This window comes from Nocardia sp. CA-151230, from assembly GCF_050942175.1.
In the GTDB taxonomy this organism is placed as follows: domain Bacteria; phylum Actinomycetota; class Actinomycetes; order Mycobacteriales; family Mycobacteriaceae; genus Nocardia.
The window spans coordinates 7,124,781-7,137,793 of record NZ_CP192061.1 but is presented as its reverse complement, the minus strand read 5'-3'; the positions used below and the strand labels follow the sequence as shown (position 1 = coordinate 7,137,793).

The following is a 13,013-nucleotide window of genomic DNA, read 5'->3' as shown; positions in this document are numbered from 1 at the left end:
AGCCATTTTCATCCTCGGCATGAGACATGTTGAGGCGCTGGGGATTGGTACGGCGTGTCGTCGCGGACATGGGTGAAGCCCCTGGTGAATTAGTTGTAGACCAAAATGACTGTCTCCCACAGGATTCAGCATCTTGTTCTAGCGTGCCGCGCTTCCGTTGTCACGCCTGACCCTCGACTACGTGGCCGGTGTGATCTACCGGCATCGCCGGGCGATCGGATCGCGACAACGTCAGCTGAATCCGGGACGTCAAGCGCTGCTCGTGCTGGTCCACCTGCGCAAAGGCGAAAAATTTGCCGAGCTGGGAACCGGTTTCGCGGTCTCGACCACCACCACGTGGCGCTATGTGGAGGAAGTGGTCGAGCTGCTGGCGGGCCGCGCACCTGCCCTGAGACCCGCTCTACGGCACGCGAGGGCCGCGGGCCACCCTTATCTGATTCTGGACGGTACGTTGATCCCGATCGACCGAGTGGCCGCAGATCGGCCGTTCTACTCCGGCAAACATCGCCGACACGGCATGAACGTGCAGGTAGTCGCCACGCCCGAGGGCGAGCTGGTGTGGGTGTCATCGGCCTTGCCGGGCAGCGTGCACGACAGCAAGGCCGCCTGGATCTGGAGGATCGTGCACGAGCTGGCCGCGGGGGGCCTGGAGTTCGCGGTCCTGTAGGACATGGATGGCTCTGGAGAGTTGGCCGGCTTTGAAGGGGCAGCAGCGAAGCTTCCGCAGGAAATAACGTGGGGCCGCGTCGACATCGGTGTCCGCCGTCTTTCGAGGCCGTCGAATTCGTCTCGCGAAATCCGTCGTCCGCTATTCCGGTGCGGTGTCGAAGGAGCCATCGGCTATGTGTACCTCGTGTGCGGCCCGCACGGCGACGGCGGATCTCCGGTGGTGAACCGGGCGATCGGAAGCTGGCCGGAATCGGCTGTACAGCAGTGGTTCTCGGAACTCTGCGTCCGGCTCGTAGGTCGGCTCCATCGCCCACCGGGTCGGCCTCCCCACCCTGGTGCTCTCCCGAATCACCGACTTCGGCCACACCGGAGCGTCGACCCGGCCCAAATGGACCCGCTGGGCCCCGCAGGGCTACCACGGCAAGGTGATCATCGAGAGCGATCGCCAGACGCACCGTTGAATGGGTTGCGCCACAACACGACAGCGACTTGATGAGCCGCCATCGTGTCGGCCACCTGCCCCGTCCTTACTCGGGGATGCCCGGTGAGACGAGTTCTCGCCGGGCATCCGCTGTTTTCGCCCGGTGTCGTGGCCACCAGAGGCGGTCGCCCAGATCCATGGCCAGGGCGGGAACCAGGATTGTGCGAACCACGAAGGTGTCCAGGAGGACGCCGAAGGCTACGGCGAAGCCGATCTCCGCCGCGAAAACCAGAGGGAGGGTGAGCAGTGCTGCGAAAGTGCCCGCGAGGACGACGCCCGCGGCGGTGATCGTGCCGCTGGTAGTGCGGGCGGCGATGACCGTGGCGGTGGTGGTGTCGTGGCGGGTGCTCTCCTCGCGGATCCGGGCCATCAGGAAGATCGAGTAGTCGATGCCCAGGCTGACCAGGAACACGAAGGTCCACAGGGGGAATGCCGCATCCGCGCCGTGGAAGCCGAGGAGCCTGTCGAAGGCCACGGCGCTGACGCCCAGCGCCGCCGCGAGGGACAGCACGACGGTCGCCAGGATCATCGCCGGCGCCACGACGGATCTCAGCAGGATTGCCATGATCAGGAAGACGACCGCGAGAACCAGCGGCACAACGAGATTGCGGTCATGGCGGGAGGAGTTCAGCGTGTCGAGCGCCACCGCGCTGCCGCCGCCCACCATGGCGCCTGGCACCGGGTGCAGCGCCGACCTCAGCCGGTCGACGGTTGCGAAGGCGGCACCGCTGTCGGTGGCGTCTGCCGCGGTCGCTTCGAGGTAGGCCAGGCCGTCGGCGGTCGCGGGTACGGACACCGCGACCACACCTGGGACTTCGGCGGCCAGCGCGCGCAGCCGCTCACCCTCGGCGGCCGGGCCGATTATCTGCAGCGGATCGCCCGATCCACCCGGGAAGTGACGCAGCAGCATCTGCTCGCCCGCCACCGCCTCCGGCCGGGTCCTGAAGGTGTCCTGGGGCTTCAGGCCTGCCGCGTGCAGGCCGAACAGGCCCAGGGCCAGCACCGCGAGGGCCGCGGCGGTGAGCTGCCAGACGCGGCGCGGTCGGGCAACCGTCAACCGGATGAGGGTGCGCATCCAGCGACCGCCGGACGGCTCCGGATCGCCGAAACATGGTGCGGCGGGCCAGAATATCCAGCGCCCGCACAAGACCAGCAGGGCCGGGTACAGGGTGGTGAGTACCGCGAAGGCGGCGATCACACCGGTCGCCATCACCGGCCCGAGACTCTTGGTCGAATTCAGGTCCGCGACGACCAGGCAGAGGAGACTCAGCGCCACCGTGACGGCGCTGGCGGCGATCGCGGGCCCGGCCCGGCGGATGGCGGTGGCCATGGCGGCGTAGCGGTCCTCCTGGCGTCGCAGTTCCTCCCGGTAGCGGGCGGTGAGCAGCAGGGCGTAATCGGTGCCCGCACCGAAAACCAGGACAGTGAGCAGGAATTCGGTGTCGCTGTTGACGGTCAGACCGACGTGCGCGGCCAGCAGATAGATCAGAGCCTGAGCGACTGTAAGGGCGACACCGACACAGAGCAGCGGTAGCAGCCACAGCACCGGGCTGCGGTAGGTGACCAGCAGGATTGCCACGACGATCGCGATGGTCACGTACAGCAGGGTGGAATTCACCCCGGAGAACGCGTCCGCCGAATCGGCTCCATAACCCGCCGGACCGGTGATGTGCACGCTCATATCTGAATCCGCAGCTATGGCCCGCATCGACTTCACCGTCGGCAAGGTGTCGCTGATTCCCTTGACCCCCACGGTGATCGGGACCACGACCTGGATCGCCTTACCGTCCTCGGACACGATCGGACCCTCGACCCGACCGTGCACGTTCGGCAGGGCGGCGAACCGGCCGATATCGACGCCCACCCGATCCCGGTCCGCCGTACTCAGATCCGTGCCACTCCGGTCGTAGACGACGATCGCCGGGTACACATCCGTCCCGGTGAACTTGCCCGCCAGCTCCGAAACCTTCGTCGACTCAGCGCTTTTCGGCAGCCAGGTGGTGGCGTCGTTCTGGTCCGCCGAACCCAGCTTGCCCGCCGGACCGCCGGTGGCGACGATGGCCACCACCCAGAAAGCTATGGCGGCCCACGCCATTCGGCGCAGTAGCTTCCCCACGACTACTCGCCCTCCACCGGCACCGCGCGGGTGAGCTGATCGACCTCCGCGATCCGGCCGTCCGCGGCCAGCCGGCCCACCATGCAGATCTCGGTGGCCGTCGGGCCCGTGGTGCGCAGGGTGGCGTACAGCGTGTAGTGGGCGGCGATGGCGTCAGCCGACAGCAGGGCGCGGTGCACCTCCACCCGCACCGACTCGGCATTCTTGCGTGCGGGGCGGGCGTGGGCGACCAGGGCGTGCCGGTTCAGGTGGATGCCGTCGTTGCGGTAGTCGATGTCCGGGGTGAACCAGCGGTCGACCAGGGTGGCGGGGTCGTCGGCGCCGAACGCCATCTCGTAGGGACAGGTGGTGAGGTACTCGTGCAGATCGGATTCGTTTCGCATGCGACCCACCGTGCGGGGGCACGCTCACAACGGGCTCACATCCCGCTCATACGGCCGTCCGACAGGCGGTCGCGTGCCGCCGACAGGCACGTTTCGATCGCGGTCACGGCTTCGGTACGGGGGAGGGCCCGGCCACGCTCGTACGCCGCCGACGCTTCCGCGCCGAGTGCTGTCGCCAATTCCGTTCGGAGCGTGACGATATCGGGATACCGGGCATCGGGTGCGCCGCGCAGGGCATGGCCGGCTCCGAGGGATTCCGCTGCCGCCGTGGGCAATCCCGCGGCCAGACAGGCCCGCGCCACGCCGACGCTCACCTCGGCCGCCATGGGCATGTCCCGGATGACCACCGCATTCGCCCACGCGTCGGCACAGTGCGCGACCGCCGCCCCGACCCAGCCCTCGGCCGCCCGCAACAACCCCATGCGCAACCCGAACATGGCCCGAAACGACCGATCCTCGGTCATTACCCGATTCAGATCGGCCTCCACGATGCGCAGCTGCCGCGCCGACTCTCGTACCTCGCCGTCGAATCGCGCGATATCCGCCGCCAGGAGTCGGGCCATCACCGTGTCCCGCGCCGAGAGCGATTCGGCGAGCACCGTGGTCAGATCCGTGCTCGCCGCCTCCACCTCGCCCGAGTGCAGGCGAATCATGACCAGCCAGATGCGCAGCGCGACACTGTTGCCCAACTCCTCGGCCGCCGCCAGGGCAGCCGACATGGCGTCGGTCGCCCCACCGAAATCCCCGAGCGTGGCCCGTGCGAACGCCAGATACGTCAGCGCCATCGATCGCCCCCACCGCTCCCCGGCCTCCTCGAAACACGCGGCTGCGGTCCGCAAATCCTCATCCAGCCGGGCCACCCCGGACTCATTGGCGTTCAGGAACGACCGCACCAGCCAGAACATCCCCCGCGTCCACGCATCCCCGTGCCCCAGCCAAGGCCCCACCACCGCGAGCCCGGCCTCGATCCGCTCGGACGCCAATTCCACCAGTGCCCATGCCAATTCGGCCGATCCATCGCCGCTCGGGTCCACCCTGTCTCCTGGCCCGGCTCCGTGTCTGCCCGGTGCAGCGCCTCCTCCCTGCCGGGTCTCGACGGTGCTGCCGGGTGCGACCAGGCTGTCGAATCCGGACACCGCGGATCCAATGTCGAAATCGCCATACTCCAAGGTATTTTCGCGATCGATGGCCGGGCCGGACCGGTCTGTGCCGATCCAGCGGCGGATGTCGTCTGTGGCGGCGCTGAGTTCCGCTGCCTGGGCGGCCAGCATGGAATGCAGGGCGAACGCGGCTGCGAGCGGTGGATACGGCCGGTCCGTGGACAGGTGCAGGATCGGGCGAAGCAGGTGGACGGCATCGGCGTGCGCGCCGTGGAGGGCCCAGTACATGCCGAGTGCGGAACCCAGGCGCGCGGCCGTGTGGGCGTCGCCGCGGTCGTGCGAGAAGCGCAGAGCCGCAACCAGATTGTCGCGCTCGGTATCGAGCAGGCGCAGCCAGGGGAGCTGATCACCGCCACGCAGACGCGGTTGTGCCCGCTCCGCCAGTGCCAGGTGATAGGCGGTGTGGGCTGCCCGGGTGGCGTCGAGCTCGCCACGGGCCGTGAGCTTTTCGAGGCCGTACTCACGGACCGACTCGAGGATTCGGTAGCGCGGCTGCGGTGCGCCGGGATCCGCCGGATCGGGGCCCTCGTCGAGCAGCTGCACCAGCGACCTGTCCAAGAGGGCCTCCAGCTCGGCGGCGGCCACGCCCAGCGACTCGGCCGCGGGCGGAGTGAACGGCGCGGTGAATACCGTCAGGCGTGCGAGGGCGGTGCGTTCGGCCTCACCGAGAAGCTCCCAGTCCCAATCCAATACGGCTCGCAGCGTCCGATGCCGGGGGAGCGCCGCGCGGTTGCCGCCCGCCAGCACGGCGAATCTGTCGTTCAGCCGGGCGCGCAGCGTGGACAGCGGGATGCCGCGCACCTTGGCGGCGGCCAACTCCAGCGCCAAGGGCAGGCCGTCGAGCCGGCGGCAGATCTCCGCGACCGTCTCGATGTCCGGGCCGGACGCCACGAGGTCGGAGCGCACCGCCGCGGCACGGTCCAGGAAGAGCCGCACGGCCGGGTAGCTCTCGGCATCGGGTGCGTGTGGCGGCGGAACCGCCAGCGGCGCGGTCTCCCACAGTGTTTCCCCGGTGATCCCCAGTGATTGGCGGCTCGTCGCGAGGATCCGCAGCTCGGGTACGCGGCCGAGCAGTTCCGCGGCGAGCTCCGCCACGCCGTCGACGAGATGCTCACAATTGTCGAGCACCAGCAGCGTCGGCGCGGTCGGCAACGCATCCGCCAGCAGTCCCACCGGATCCGCCCCCGACGCGTCGGGCCCGCGCGACATCACCACTCCCAGGCTCGTCGCCACCGCCTGTGGCACATCCGAAACATCGGCGACCGCAGCCAGCTCCGCCACCCCCACCCCGCCTGGGAACCGCTCGCCCAATTCCGCGGCAACGGCCATCGCCAGCCGGGTCTTTCCCGCCCCGCCCGGCCCCACCAACGTCACCAGCCGCGCCCGCCCCACCCGCGCCCCCACCTCGGCCAGCTCCCGCTCCCGCCCGACGAAGCTCGTCAACGGCACCCGCAACCGCCGCGGCCCGCCCGCACCCTCTTCGGCTCGCGCACGCAGTCCGGACTGGGTTCGCTCGCCGGCCGGGCCCGTCCACGAATCCGGCTGTGTGGTCACCGGGTTCGCCGGGGAACCTGGCTGTCGCCCGGCCGGGGCGGGTGCCGGTTCAATAGTGGAAGCCGGGTTGCGCGGGAGTTCACCACGGAGCAGTTCGAGGTGCAGCTCGGCGACCTCCGGGCCGGGGTCGATACCGAGTTCGGTGGCCAGCAGACTGCGGTAGTGCTCGAAGGCGGTCAGGGCCTCGGCGGTGCGGCCCGCGTCGTGGAGGGCGCGAATGTGAGCCAGGCGCAGGCGTTCCCGGAGGGGAGCGGTGGCGATGAGCCGCTCCAGTTCGGTGATCAGCAGGGGATCGCCTGGGCGAAGGTCCAATTCGGCGGCGACGGCCGATTCCTCGGCGGTGATGCGGAGTTCCTCGAGCCGGGCGGCGGCCGCCGCGGCGAAGGGAAGATCGGTGACGTCCACCAGCGCGGGACCGCGCCACAGCGAGAGTCCCTCGCGCAGTTGGTGGATCGCGTGTTCGAGGTCGCCGCGTCGCAGGCTCAGCAGGCCGCCGCGCGCCAGCCGCTCGAAGCGGTTGGCGTCCAGGGCCGCCTCCGCGACCTCCAACCGGTATCCGCCGGCGCCCGACCTGATCGCCGCCTCATCCGGCAGGGCACGGCGCAGCCGGGAAACCAGTTCCTGCAGTGCGTGTCCGGGCCGCTTCGGGGTGCGCTCCGGCCAGACCGCCTCCACCAGCGCGCCCACGCTCACCGTGTGCCCGGCGTCCAGGGCGAGGCGAATCAGTAGTCCGCGCAGCCGCGTTCCGGTGACCGGCACCGGCCGATCGCCGGCCGTCGCCTCGAGCGGACCCAGAATCGAGATGCGCACACCGCGAGTCTGGCACGTCGCCGCACCGGCCTCCCGAATTCCGCTCGACCCCCCGAGCGGCCCGGGCACCGTGCCGGACGACGGTTTCCGCCAGTGCTCCGTATCTACGGTGTCAGTGCACCGTGTACAGCACGCGCGCTCGCTGACGCGAGTCGTCCTCGGTGCAGGCGGTGGCCAGGGCCCGGCGGCGACTGGTGCGGACCGCCGCGCTGAAGAGCTGATATTCCGCGGAGGGCACACAGACCTCGCGGTAGGGATGTCGTTGGCCGACCCGGCGCTGCGGGCCCGGGATGACCACACCGCGACGGGGATCGGGGCCCGTCTCCTGAGCGCGCACCCACGTCTTCATGGTGCTCGAATCGATACTGGGCAGGTATTCCACCGCACGATCCCATTCCAGGCCCTCCACCTGCATCGGATCGGCGACCGCGGTGACGACAACGGCGTATGCCGTACCGACGGTGTTGTCCGCCATTGGATCTACCCCCTGTCCATGCTCGAGATCTCCGGCGTTGCGCGGGGAATGCCCAGGATACGTCGAAAGATCTTGCACTACTGAGTCTTTCGCTGTACCCGCAGGTAGTTTGCGAGTACTCCGCAGTCTCTGGTAGGCCGAATCGGCCAGGTGTCGGCGGAATTCCGGCGTTATGGCTCGGGTTGCTCCGCGGATGCGGTAGTGGCGCGAATCACCCCGCGCTCACGCCCCGGAATACCCCCGCCACCCCCTATGTTCAAGTGGTTGCCATATCCACCAAAAATGGCAGCGACCCGAGGAGGACCCGTGCAGTTCGGAATTTTCAGCGTCGGCGACGTGACGATGGACCCCACCACCGGCCGGACCCCGACCGAGGCCGAGCGCATCCAGGCCATGGTCCGCATCGCCCTCAAGGCCGAAGAGGTCGGCCTCGACGTCTTCGCCACCGGCGAGCACCACAACCCGCCGTTCGTGCCGTCCTCGCCGACCACCATGCTCGGCTACATCGCGGCGCAGACCGAGAAGCTCGTGCTGTCCACCTCCACCACCCTCATCACCACCAACGACCCGGTGAAGATCGCCGAGGACTTCGCCATGCTGCAGCACCTGGCCGGCGGCCGGGTGGACCTCATGATGGGCCGCGGCAACACCGGACCCGTGTACCCGTGGTTCGGCAAGGACATTCGCGACGGCATCCCGCTCGCGGTGGAGAACTACCACCTGCTGCGCCGCCTGTGGCGCGAACAGCGCGTGGACTGGGAGGGCAAGTTCCGCACCCCGCTGCAGGGCTTCACCGCCACCCCCGCACCGCTCGACGGCACCCCGCCGTTCGTGTGGCACGGCTCGATCCGCTCGCCCGAAATCGCCGAGCAGGCCGCCTATTACGGTGACGGCTTCTTCCACAACAACATCTTCTGGGACCAGCAGCACACCCGGCAGATGGTGAACCTGTACCGCCGCCGCTTCGAGCACTACGGGCACGGCGCCGCCGAACAGGCCATCGTCGGACTGGGCGGCCAGGTCTTCATGGCCGAGACCGAGGCCGAGGCCAAGCGGGTCTTCCGCCCCTACTTCGACAATGCGCCCGTGTACGGGCACGGCCCGTCGATGGAGGACTTCACCGAACTGACCCCGCTCACCGTCGGCACCCCCGAACAGGTCATCGAGCGCACCCTGGGCTTCGCCGACAATGTCGGCGACTACCAGCGGCAGCTGTTCCTCATGGACCACGCCGGCCTCCCGCTGGACATGGTCCTCGAACAGCTCGAGATCCTCGGCAAGGAGGTCGTCCCGGTGCTGCGCAAGGAATTCGAGGCGCGCCGCCCCGCCGGAGTGCCCAGCGATCCGCCCACCCACGCCTCGCTGGTCGCCGCCGGACCGGACGCCCCGCACCACCTGGTCGAGCCCGCCCGCGAGCGCGTGCTCGCCGAAAAGAACTGAGGACGAGCATGAGTCGCAAACTCGTAGTGCTGACCGCCGGGCTCTCGCAGCCCTCATCCACCCGGCTGCTCGCCGACCAGCTCGCCGCCGCGGTCGCCGCGGCGGTGGGCGGGCGCGGGGAGAGCCTCGAGGTCGAGGTCATCGAACTGCGGGATCTGGCAAGCGATCTCGCCACCACGATGACCACCGGCGGGCTGCCCACGCCCGCGGTGGCCGCCGCCCGGCAGCGGGTCTCCGACGCCGACGGCATCATCGCGGTGACACCGGTGTTCACGGCGAGCTACAGCGGCCTGTTCAAGATGTTCATCGATGTCCTCGACACCGATGCGCTCAATGGCATGCCGGTCCTGATCGCCGCCACCGCGGGCACCGCCCGGCATTCGCTGGTGCTCGATCACGCCATGCGTCCGCTGTTCACCTACCTGCGGTCCGTGGTGGTACCGACCGGCGTCTTCGCCGCCACCGAGGACTTCGGCTCCACCGGACTGGCCGAGCGCATCCACCGCGCGGCCGCCGAACTGGCCCAGCTCATGGTCGCCGAACCCACCGGCGTCCAGGGCTTCCTGCAGGACGAGCCGGTCCACCGACGCAGCTCCGGCAATGGCGTCGGCGCGGTGCGCCCGTTCAGCGAGCTGCTGGCCGGGCACGCCGGCGACGGTCGGTAGCTGGTCAATAGCTGAGTAGCATGAGCGGATGGCCGAGGAAATACTGCCCGCCATCCCGCTCGACTCGTGGCGGCCCACCAAGGAGACCCTGCACCGCTACGCCCAGATCATCGGCAAGGTGGCACTGGCCAAGGGCATCAGACGCAACCACTGGTGGCACCTCACCTACCGGCTGACCGCCCGCGGCTGGACCACCGTCCCGCTCGGCACCGCCACCGAGGGCCCGGTCTTCACCTGCTCCTTCGACTTCTTCGACCACGTGCTGCGGATCTGCAACGACCGCGGCACGGAGGAGGAGGTCCCGCTCGCGGGCCAGTCGGTGGCGAGCTTCTACGTCGAGGCCATGAACGCGCTGCGCAATCTCGGCGTCGACCTGGCCCTGGCCCACCCCACCCCCTTCGATCTGCCCGACCACGGCCGGCCCTTCGACGAGGACGAAGAACACCGCACCTACGACCCCGCCGCCGCCCGGCGCGCATTCCACGTACACAGCCAGGTCGGGCGCATCCTGGAAGAATTCAGCGCCACCTACTCCGGGAAGATCAGCCCGGTGCAGCTGTTCTGGCACACCTTCGACCTGTCCGTGCAGCGCTTCTCCGACCGCAAGGTCCCGATGCCCGACAGTGTGGATCCGGTCACCCGCGAGGCGTATTCACGAGAGGTGATCAGCGCCGGATTCTGGTTCGGCGACGACAAGACCCCCGCCCCGACCTTCTACTCCTACACCGCCCCCGAGCCCGCCGGACTCAGCGACCGACCGCTCCGACCGGCCGAGGCCCGCTGGGTGGTCTCCGGCTCCGGACACAACGCCTACCTGCCCTACGACGACGTCCGTGTCGACGCTGACCCGGTCGCCACCGCCCTGGACTTCTTCCAATCCCAATACGAAGCCGGATCGAGTCTCGCGGGCTGGGACGCGATCGGTCTGGCCTGCAACAATGGCATTACCGACCCCGTGCTCACCTCGCCACGGCTGGGTTGGCCGGAATAACTCGGTGCCTCGAATCGTCTCTCCGACATAGTGTGTCGAAGAGGGAGATGCGGAGGAATCACGATGGGGAGAGGGCTCGTGAGACTTCCGTGTGTGGAGAAAAGGGGTCCAGATGCGTGAGCAACGCATACCGAATCCGACGTTGACCGCGTATCGGGAAACCACCTTCACCGCCGGGCCGAGTACCCGCGTCGGCCTGATGGGCGCGCTGGTCCTGGGCAGTGTCATCCTGGTCTGGGCAGCCGAGCGGGCCTCCCGCGAGGGCAATGATCACGGCTGGTTCGTGGCGGTGTCCTTCGCCGGACTGTTCGTGGCCCGCGGGCTGTACCTGCGCCGGCCCATCACTCTGCCGCACCTCACCTACGCGGCGCTGACCCTGGTGGTCTCGAACTTCAGCTATCGCACCGACCACCCGGTGGTCGGCTTCGTCTTCCTCGCCGCCAGCGGCGCCATCCTGGTGCTGCCGCAGGGCAGCAAACCCCAGCCCGAACAGCTGCCCCGGGTGGCCGAACTGGTGCGGCGCAGCCACGGGGATCCGCTGGCCCCCTTCGCGCTGCACTCGTCCAAGACCTATTTCTTCAACGAGAACGGCTCCGCCGCCATCGCGTACCGGGCCCGGCTCGGAATGGCGGTCGTCTCCGGCGATCCGATCGGCGACCCCGGCCGGTTCCCCGACTTGCTCACCGAATTCTCGCTGTTCGCGGGCAGCCACGGCTGGCGCATCGCGGTGCTGGGCGCCAGTCCGGAGGTCACCGAGATGTGGCAGCGGCGGGCGGTGGACCACCGCGGGCTGCGGGCCATCGCCGTCGGCCGGGACGTGGTCGTCGACGTCGACCGGTTCGACATGGTCGGCCGCAAGTACCGCAACCTGCGGCAGGCGGTGAGCCGCACCAGGAACTTCGGCGTCACCACCGAGATCCTGCCCGAGGTCGCGCTCACCGAGCCCCAGCGCGAGACGCTGCTGTCCATCGTCGACGAGTGGGGGAGCGGGCGGCAGACCCGCGGCTTCTCCATGATCCTCGACCACCTGCTCGACGGCCGGCATCCCGGCATGCTGGTGGTGATCGCCCGCGACGCCGATGGCCAGGTGGTGGGATTCCAGCGCTACGGCGCCTCCGGCAACGGCCAGGACCTCAGCCTGGACGTGCCGTGGCGGCGGCGCGACGCACCCAACGGGCTCGACGAGCGCATCATCGTGGACCTGGTGGAGTACGCGCGCGAACACGGGATCAAGCGAATCTCGCTGGCCTTCGCGCCTTTTCCGGAGATCTTCGCCGACAAGCACCGGTCGCGGACGATGCAGACGGTGTACCTCGCGGTGCGGCTGGGCGATCCGCTCATCCGGCTGGAATCGCTGTACCGATTCCTGCGCAAGTTCAACGCCTTCGGCAATCAGCGCTACGTCCTGATCCGCTGGCGCGAGGTCCTGATCGCGGCGCTGGCACTGCTCACCCTGGAGTTCGTCCCGCACCGCAAGCAGTATTAGCCGACTCTCGGGCAGTCTTCATCGCAGGAAGTCGACCAGCGCGGCGGAGAAGGCGGGGTTGGCGACCGCGGCGAGGTGATCGCCGGGGACCACCAGGCAGGTGGCATCGGGCAGGGCGGCGGCGAGGCGTTCGGGTTCGGTCGCGAACGGATCGTTGTCGCCTGCCAGCACCAGGGTGGGAATGGTGATGCCGGACAGAGATTCGATCGGGGCCTCGTGCAATCCGGCGGCGAGCAACGCGATCGCCTCGCGATCCGCGCCCAGGGCGTCGGCCAGGATGCGGAACATGCGAGCCTGGGGGACCGCATCGGAGCCGTTGCCGGACATGGCGGTTGTGAGGTCCGCGGCAGTGATGACGCGCCAATCGATTCCACCGCAATCCACCACACCGCTGCCGATACCGCCGATGGCCAGCCGTTCCACCCGCTTGTCGGTGCCCGCGACCAGCAGCGAGATGATCGCACCCATCGAATAGCCGGCCACCGCGACGCGATCCAGCCCGAGCTCGTCGAACAGCGCGCGCATGTCGTCGGCCATGGCCTGCCACGAGTAGCGGGCCGGGTCGTGTGGCTTCTCGGAGCGGCCGTGGCCGCGCGCGTCCAGCGAGATGACGTGATGGCCGGCCCGCTGCAGCGCCGAGACCACACCCACGCTCATCCAATTGGCATTGGTGTCGGCCACGATTCCGTGCTGCAGCACCACCGGAACGCCCTCGCCCTCCCACACGCGGTAGTTGAGCTCCAAGCCGTCCCAGGTGGTGAATTTCGCCATGGCCGCGATGCT

9 protein-coding genes and 1 pseudogene are annotated in these 13,013 nt (G+C 69.0%); 5 read left to right on the top strand and 5 right to left on the bottom strand.

Going from position 1 to position 13,013, the window contains the following annotated elements; translation table 11 throughout:
* Positions 1 to 157: 157 nt before the first annotated feature.
* Positions 158 to 649: pseudogene (locus ACQP1O_RS33600) on the top strand (transposase family protein); the annotation flags it as partial.
* 547 nt (positions 650 to 1,196) lie between these two features.
* Here the strand turns inward: ACQP1O_RS33600 and ACQP1O_RS33595 are convergent.
* The 4 genes from ACQP1O_RS33595 to ACQP1O_RS33580 all read right to left on the bottom strand — a co-directional run bounded on the left by ACQP1O_RS33595 (position 1,197) and on the right by ACQP1O_RS33580 (position 7,648).
* A complete protein-coding gene (locus ACQP1O_RS33595; RefSeq protein WP_433562378.1) occupies positions 1,197 to 3,266 on the bottom strand; it encodes an MMPL family transporter in 2,070 nt (689 codons plus the stop codon).
* A gap of 2 nt (positions 3,267 to 3,268) precedes the next feature.
* Positions 3,269 to 3,649, bottom strand: coding sequence for a nuclear transport factor 2 family protein (locus tag ACQP1O_RS33590; RefSeq protein ID WP_433562377.1), 381 nt, complete (start codon positions 3,647 to 3,649; stop codon positions 3,269 to 3,271).
* A 35-nt stretch (positions 3,650 to 3,684) separates the two neighbouring features.
* Positions 3,685 to 7,173 (bottom strand): AfsR/SARP family transcriptional regulator, encoded by a 3,489-nt coding sequence (locus ACQP1O_RS33585; RefSeq protein WP_433562376.1) that lies wholly within the window; start codon positions 7,171 to 7,173, stop codon positions 3,685 to 3,687.
* Between the two features lie 112 nt (positions 7,174 to 7,285).
* Positions 7,286 to 7,648, bottom strand: coding sequence for a hypothetical protein (locus ACQP1O_RS33580; protein WP_433562375.1), 363 nt, complete (start codon positions 7,646 to 7,648; stop codon positions 7,286 to 7,288).
* A gap of 306 nt (positions 7,649 to 7,954) precedes the next feature.
* On the opposite strand from ACQP1O_RS33580, the gene ACQP1O_RS33575 reads away from it, so the two are divergent.
* The 4 genes from ACQP1O_RS33575 (at position 7,955) to ACQP1O_RS33560 (ending at position 12,230) form a co-directional block, all read left to right on the top strand.
* Positions 7,955 to 9,088, top strand: a complete 1,134-nt coding sequence (locus tag ACQP1O_RS33575; protein WP_433562374.1) for an LLM class flavin-dependent oxidoreductase — start codon at positions 7,955 to 7,957, stop codon at positions 9,086 to 9,088.
* An 8-nt stretch (positions 9,089 to 9,096) separates the two neighbouring features.
* Complete coding sequence (locus ACQP1O_RS33570) at positions 9,097 to 9,753, top strand: FMN reductase (protein WP_433562373.1); 657 nt, start codon at positions 9,097 to 9,099, stop codon at positions 9,751 to 9,753.
* Positions 9,754 to 9,781: 28 nt separating this feature from the next.
* On the top strand, positions 9,782 to 10,744 hold the full coding sequence (locus tag ACQP1O_RS33565; protein WP_433562372.1) for a DUF5996 family protein: 963 nt from the start codon (positions 9,782 to 9,784) through the stop codon (positions 10,742 to 10,744).
* A 112-nt stretch (positions 10,745 to 10,856) separates the two neighbouring features.
* Positions 10,857 to 12,230, top strand: a complete 1,374-nt coding sequence (locus ACQP1O_RS33560; RefSeq protein WP_433562371.1) for a bifunctional lysylphosphatidylglycerol flippase/synthetase MprF — start codon at positions 10,857 to 10,859, stop codon at positions 12,228 to 12,230.
* Between the two features lie 18 nt (positions 12,231 to 12,248).
* On the opposite strand, the gene ACQP1O_RS33555 is transcribed toward ACQP1O_RS33560, so the two are convergent.
* Positions 12,249 to 13,001, bottom strand: coding sequence for an alpha/beta fold hydrolase (locus ACQP1O_RS33555; RefSeq protein WP_433562370.1), 753 nt, complete (start codon positions 12,999 to 13,001; stop codon positions 12,249 to 12,251).
* Positions 13,002 to 13,013: the final 12 nt, after the last annotated feature.